The sequence below is a fragment of the uncultured Corynebacterium sp. genome (genome assembly GCF_945649885.1).
Classification (GTDB): domain Bacteria; phylum Actinomycetota; class Actinomycetes; order Mycobacteriales; family Mycobacteriaceae; genus Corynebacterium.
In genome coordinates, this window is sequence record NZ_CALZFS010000149.1 from 1 (window position 1) to 5,956 (window position 5,956).

Genomic DNA, 5,956 nt, shown 5'->3' on the forward strand with positions numbered 1-5,956 from the left:
GTGGTCAAGCCGGTGTGTTCATTGCACTGGGTGGAATGCTGGCCGAGGTCGTGATCTTGTTATTCTCATCTAAAGCTGCAGGTGTAGCCGCATCGAAAGCCTAGGAAATCTTGCGACAAGCATTGAGGTTTAATTCCTCCGCTGAGAAACTGCCTTTTCTAATAAAACATGAAGCATTTCAAAGTCTTCATCTTCACGAGCACGTTGACTAGCTTCATTTAATCCGCGTTGAATCGGCCGCCAATCAAGAATCCATCCTGCATCAGCTGAAACTCTAGACCAGAACAGCCTTTGTGTCCTTCTATTTCCTTCTCTAAAAGGATGGATCCAATTAAGAAGGTCATAGAAGTAAGCCAATTCTTGAATAAACTCATTGCGATCATCAAGACGAAGAAAGTTCTTCTCCTTCAATTCGACTGTTAGATGATCTAGATTTATCCGCAAATAACCACACGGGGCGAAGAAATGACCGCCAGCACGATTCATATCGATTGTGCGTAATTTTCCAGCCCATCCGTAAATGTCCTGAAACAGATGAAAATGGATGGCACTTATTTCTTGGAAGTCTCTACTATCAGGCAGAGCACTACTTCCTGAATCCATTAACTGAACAATCCGAGCATTCGCTAGATCAGCCTCCGCCAATGCAAGCTCTTCTGCAGAATTGATTTTAGCAAGATTCAGAAGCACAGAAGTACCGGGAATCAAGTAAGGGTCAGGAGCGGACAATGATATTAAACAAGTCCGAACCGAGCACGTGTTTTTTCAACGAGCTGATCAGCACTGATTGTTCCTGCAACATAAGAATCAGCATCACCTTTATACTCGTTGCTGGTGAGAAGCCCTTCAAGATACAGCGAATGGTTCGCCTGGTCGATCCAGTCAGAACGTTGAGCTTGAGAATTCATAATACTGTCCCTTCAATTCCGAAGGCGAGATCCACTACGTGGAAAGCAGCCCTCTTAAGAAAAATACTTTACTCTCCCGCTCAGCGTCTGAACAATCCCTATGCACGAATACGTCCCACCTTCTTAAGTCAAGCTCAAAGATACTTTCCTGATCTCTCTGTGGATTCATACAGCAAGATTTTCATCCATACACCCGGTGCACTGAAAAGCGTCTTGACATATCCTGGCCCGCATGACAATTCCAGTGAAAGCTTTGCAGAAAACCGGACCCAATGAGCCCTTCCAGATCACCACAATTAAACGCCGGGATCCGCGCGTCGATGACATCGTCATCGACATCAAGGCCGCAGGCATCTGCCACAGCGATATCCACACCATCCGCAATGAGTGGGGTGAAGCCCATTTCCCGCTGACCGTCGGCCATGAGATCGCCGGTGTGGTCTCTGCAGTGGGAAGTGGCGTGAATGAGTGGAAGGTGGGCGACCGCGTTGGTGTGGGCTGTCTGGTTGATTCCTGTGGCACCTGCGAGATGTGCCAACAGGGTTTTGAGAACCACTGCACCGAAGGCAACGTAGGCACCTACAACTCGGTGGATGTAGACGGCACCATCACCCAAGGTGGCTATGCCGAGAAAATCGTGGTCAATGAGCGGTTTGTGTGCCGGATCCCCGATGAGCTGGACTTCGATGTCGCTGCTCCCCTGCTCTGTGCTGGTATCACCACCTTCTCTCCCATCCTTCAGTGGAATGTAAAAGAAGGCGATAAGGTCGCCGTCATGGGACTCGGTGGACTCGGTCACATGGGTGTGCAGATCGCCGCCGCCAAGGGCGCTGAGGTTACCGTGCTATCCCGCTCGCTGAAGAAGGCTGAGGTGGCCAAGTCCCTGGGTGCCACCCGCACTCTGGCCACGTCTGATCCTGGATTCTTCACTGAGTACCGCGGGCACTTTGACTTCATCCTCAACACCATCAGCGCGGATATCAACGTGGACGCCTATCTCAGTCTGCTCAAACCACGTGGCGTGATGGCTGTGGTGGGCCTGCCACCGGAGCAGCAACCAGTGAGCTTCGGAGCGTTGATCGGGGGCAGCAAGGTGCTCACCGGGTCCAATATCGGCGGTATCCCTGAAACCCAGGAAATGCTCGATTTCTGCGCTGAGCACGGCTTGGGTGCACGGATCGAGAAGATCTCTGTGCACGAGGTTGATGAGGCCTATGACCGCGTGGTGGAGGGTGACGTTCAGTTTCGCTTTGTGATTGACACCTCCACGTTCTAGACAACCCTCCACAACACTGTCCGACCGCATGCCTTCTCTAGTGGTTCTGATCGCCAGCCGGAGTGATGGGTAACCACAATTCGGCACGTGCTCTCGCAACGTCTTGGTCATAATCCACGTGGAGCATCTGTGGGCCAGGTGCCCAGTGGTAGGGATTAGCCGGGAACCATTCGGTAGCTGCATCCGCCCACATCTGCTGCATGGCCTCCGGATAGGGGCCTTCAGTTTCAAAGACCACCCAGGTTCCTGCGGGCACAACCAGTTGGTCGAAGCGGGGATCATTGGTGGCCTGCGTGGTGGCCGCGGCATGCCAATAATCCAACAGTGTTCCTTCCGTAGTGGGATCTTCAATCTCGGTGCTTATAGAGAGCTGACCTGAAGGTTCAGTGTCATTGAGCTTAATCAATGCCGCCTTAGCAGCAGGATCAAGGGACTTTTCAAAGTTGATGATCGCCTCATTTGGTCCTGTGTGCACCAGTGGTACCTGGGTCCGGAAGCCGGTGAGGTAAAAGCCCGATTTCTCGATGATTCGGTAGTCCATGTTGGTTACTCCTTTAACAATTATCTGGAAGCGGAGTCTCGGTTGGGACCGAAGACGCGCATCGTTCTGGCGGGCGACAGAGGGGTTGAGGCCGTGGAAGCGTCGAAAAGCACGGGTGAACGCCTCGGGAGAGGCGTACCTGTACTTGAACGCAACCTCGAGTACCGGCAGACCCGCGAGGAGGTCAGCGGTGGCTACCGTCAACCGACGGTGGCGCACATACTCCGCCAAGGAGATTCCCGACAACGTGACAAACATTCTGCGCAGATGATATTCCGAGGTCAGTGCCTCACGGGACAGCACCGCAATATCAATATCGTTGGTGAGCAGCTCCTCGATCCGGTCTATCACTCGGTTCATTTCCAGCATGCCGGTCTCCTTCTCATGTCGTCATACCCACCGTAGAAGTACTGCCCGCGATGGCGCGTGACTTTCCCGGACCGGGAAAAGTCAGGTGGAGAAGTTGTTTCCATAAAGAAGGCCCCCATCGCACCGTTTATAGGTGCGATGGGGGCCTTGCGCTTGATGCGGAGATTCTTACATGAACTGCGCTGCGAGCGCCTGGATCTGGGCGTTAAGCTGCGACAGGGCCGGGATCTGTGCCAGTGATGCCGGGAGGGCTGCACCCATCACGGCATTGAACACGAATCCGACAACGCCTGCGAGCGCTGCGACGATACCGGCGACACCCACCAGTTCGTTGACGGAGGAGCCGGTGCTTGGCGCTTCGTCGACAGGCTCTTGCTCCACCGTGACCGGCAGGACGAAGGTGGTACCCGCGTTGGTTTCCAAAGAGATCTCCGTCGCACCGGTAGGAACAGTGAAAGTCACAGTAGCGGTGCCGGTGGTGTCCAGCTGCGGGATGATGGTGGTGTCCACAGGGGCGGTGGCTTCCTCAGCACCAAGCTTCACTGTGACGGTGGAAGGTTTGGCTTCGCCACCGGTGTAGGACAGGGAGGAAAGATCGACGGTGAGTTCCTGACCAGCGATCAGGGAGCCGTTCTCAGCAACGCCAGGTCCGGAGAGGGAGATTCCCACAGAGCTGTGGTTCTCACGTGGGGAGACATCGGTGTGGGCAACCAGGTATTGGTTGAACAGGTCGATATCTACAATTCCGGACTCCTGGAAACCGCTGCCCTCGGCAAAAGCGTAGAAGGAGTCTCCGCCAGCCAGCAGGAAGCTGGAACCGGTGATGCGGTAGGTTTCATCCATATTGATCGGTGCACCGTTGACGGTGATGTGGGTGATGCGGTCACCCTGTTCGCGGGTGTCATCGTAGGAGTACTGAACATTGTTGGATAGCCCCAGTGCCAGGCGTGGACGGTCACCGGAAGTCTTCCACTGCTGCTCGAGCGCTTCCTTGAACTGTGCGCCGGTGATGTCAACCGCACCATAGGTGTTGCCGAAGTTTTGGGTGTCGAAGGCGTCCTTGAAGGTGACTTCGCCTTCTGCCAGGTCAGCACGCACGCCACCGGCGTTCATCACACCGATATCGGCGTTGAGGTTGGTGGAGTTATTGATCGCCCAGAGGCCAGCCTCGGCAATGAGATTGCTCAGGGAGGATTCCACACCGCGGTTACTGCCGTAGGCGCCCTCATCATTAGCACCACGATAGAAGGAGTTGTCGATGGTGGCGATGACCTTTTGGCCTTCTTCGGCTGCAGCAGTCTCCGCGGCCTCAACGATGCCCTGCACGACCAGGTTGGGGGTTGCGCAGTTTTCAATAACCTCTGCTGCTGGAACATTGCGGGCATTGATGTTGGTGATTGCACCAGCCGCGCGATCATAGGTGATCTCCACATCAGAGATCACCTTGCCGTATTCAAGCCCCTGGATGACCACGAGGGGCTGCTTGCCGTCACGTGGTGCACCCTCATCGATCATCTCGAAGTGAGTGTGACCGGAGAACACCACATCCACTGCGAGGGAGAAGGGGTCGCTGGCCACAGCTCCAGCGTGGATCAACGCGATGACCACGTCGGCTTCATCGTCAGCGACGATACGGTCAGCTTCCGCGTTGATGGATTCGATATCACCGGTGAAAGTGATGCCGTCAATGCCCGCTGGGGAAACAAGGGTGGCGGTCTCTTCGGTGACTGCACCGACATAAGCGACACGGACACCGTCCAGCTCAATGATTTCGGAAGCAGCTGGTGCTGGGGTTCCGCCGACGACGTTGGCTCCCAGATAAGGGAACTGTGCCTCGCCGGTGCCATCCAGGGAGACACGGTTGACCAGATCGTCATAGCCACGGTCAAACTCGTGGTTGCCCAGTGCAGAGGCATCCAGACCGATGGCGCTCAAGGCTTGCAGGGCCGGGGTGTCCTTGAGGATGGAGGAGGCAAATGGGGAACCACCGATGCTGTCACCCACGGAGACAAAACTGGTGTTGGGGTTCTGGGCACGCTCAGCATCGACATAGCAGGCGATACCGGCGGCACCCATTTCTCCGTCTTCTTCAGACTGTGCAAGGTGCCCGTGGAAGTCGGTGACGCCGAGGATGTTCAACTCAACGGAGTCGCCCTCAAGCGCGTAGGCGGGGGCGGTGAGGGCGCCCAGGCCGAGGCCGGTGGCGGTGACGGTCACAAGGGCTAGGCGGGAAAGCCTCTTCATATCTTTAATTTCTCCTGTGGGAAGGCATGCAGATCTATATACACATGCATTGAATCCCATGAGAAGCTTAATGACCAGGGACTTTAGGTCCCATAAAAGTATTATTAATTAAAAATTCATCCCGTTCCCACCGGGGGTTCACCCACCCCGCCCCCGTTAGGGGGCTGCATAGGCGCGGGAGGGGATAAGAGGGGAACGCGGTTAAGCAAAAAGGCGGAGGACCGCCCGGCAGGCCTGGTAATAAGTTCGGTACACCCTGTTCACAACCTTATTAGTGCCAAGCGCGCCGAGGTTGGGGTTATCAAAACGCCATTCCATCTTCTGCAGGTACTGCGCGGCATCAAGCTGTGCCAGCTGCTGGGTTTTCTTCCGCAGCGCCAGGATCTTCGGCAGATCACGGATGAGCAGCCGCAGGGATGTCACCTTCAGCCCGAGGCGGTTCTCCTTGGCAGCAATCGCCCACAGGCCGAGGTTCGCACCGAGGATCTGCGGGGCGAGCACCACCAGGGCGGGCAGCGGCAGCACGCTGAGCAGCAACACATGGCGGTTGCGCTCAATGTAGATCCACTTGTAATCACCCTTGGCGTAGTCATAGTGGTGGGTGACATAACCGGAATG

Annotated in this window: 5 protein-coding genes and 1 pseudogene; 1 reads left to right on the forward strand and 5 read right to left on the reverse strand. The window is 55.5% G+C overall.

The genetic code is table 11. The features are described from left to right. Window positions 1–129: 129 nt before the first annotated feature. Window positions 130–729: a Fic family protein gene (locus tag Q0M74_RS12595; protein WP_293954998.1), complete on the reverse strand. Its 600-nt coding sequence runs from the start codon at window positions 727–729 to the stop codon at window positions 130–132. A gap of 5 nt (window positions 730–734) precedes the next feature. Then, window positions 735–908: a hypothetical protein gene (locus Q0M74_RS12600; RefSeq protein WP_293955000.1), complete on the reverse strand. Its 174-nt coding sequence runs from the start codon at window positions 906–908 to the stop codon at window positions 735–737. 232 nt (window positions 909–1,140) lie between these two features. Between Q0M74_RS12600 and Q0M74_RS12605 the strand changes: the two genes are divergently transcribed. Continuing rightward, window positions 1,141–2,184 (forward strand): NAD(P)-dependent alcohol dehydrogenase, encoded by a 1,044-nt coding sequence (locus Q0M74_RS12605; protein WP_293955002.1) that lies wholly within the window; start codon window positions 1,141–1,143, stop codon window positions 2,182–2,184. A 37-nt stretch (window positions 2,185–2,221) separates the two neighbouring features. On the opposite strand, the gene Q0M74_RS12610 is transcribed toward Q0M74_RS12605, so the two are convergent. The 3 genes and pseudogenes from Q0M74_RS12610 to Q0M74_RS12620 form a co-directional block, all read right to left on the reverse strand. Next, the gene (locus Q0M74_RS12610) at window positions 2,222–3,094 is read right to left on the reverse strand and encodes an AraC family transcriptional regulator (RefSeq protein ID WP_293955004.1); all 873 of its coding nucleotides are present in this window, start codon (window positions 3,092–3,094) and stop codon (window positions 2,222–2,224) included. 168 nt (window positions 3,095–3,262) lie between these two features. Continuing rightward, window positions 3,263–5,338 carry a bifunctional UDP-sugar hydrolase/5'-nucleotidase gene (locus Q0M74_RS12615; RefSeq protein WP_293955006.1) on the reverse strand — a complete coding sequence of 692 codons (2,076 nt, stop codon included), beginning with the start codon at window positions 5,336–5,338 and terminating at the stop codon, window positions 3,263–3,265. A 201-nt stretch (window positions 5,339–5,539) separates the two neighbouring features. Continuing rightward, window positions 5,540–5,956: pseudogene (locus tag Q0M74_RS12620) on the reverse strand (glycosyltransferase family 2 protein); the annotation flags it as partial.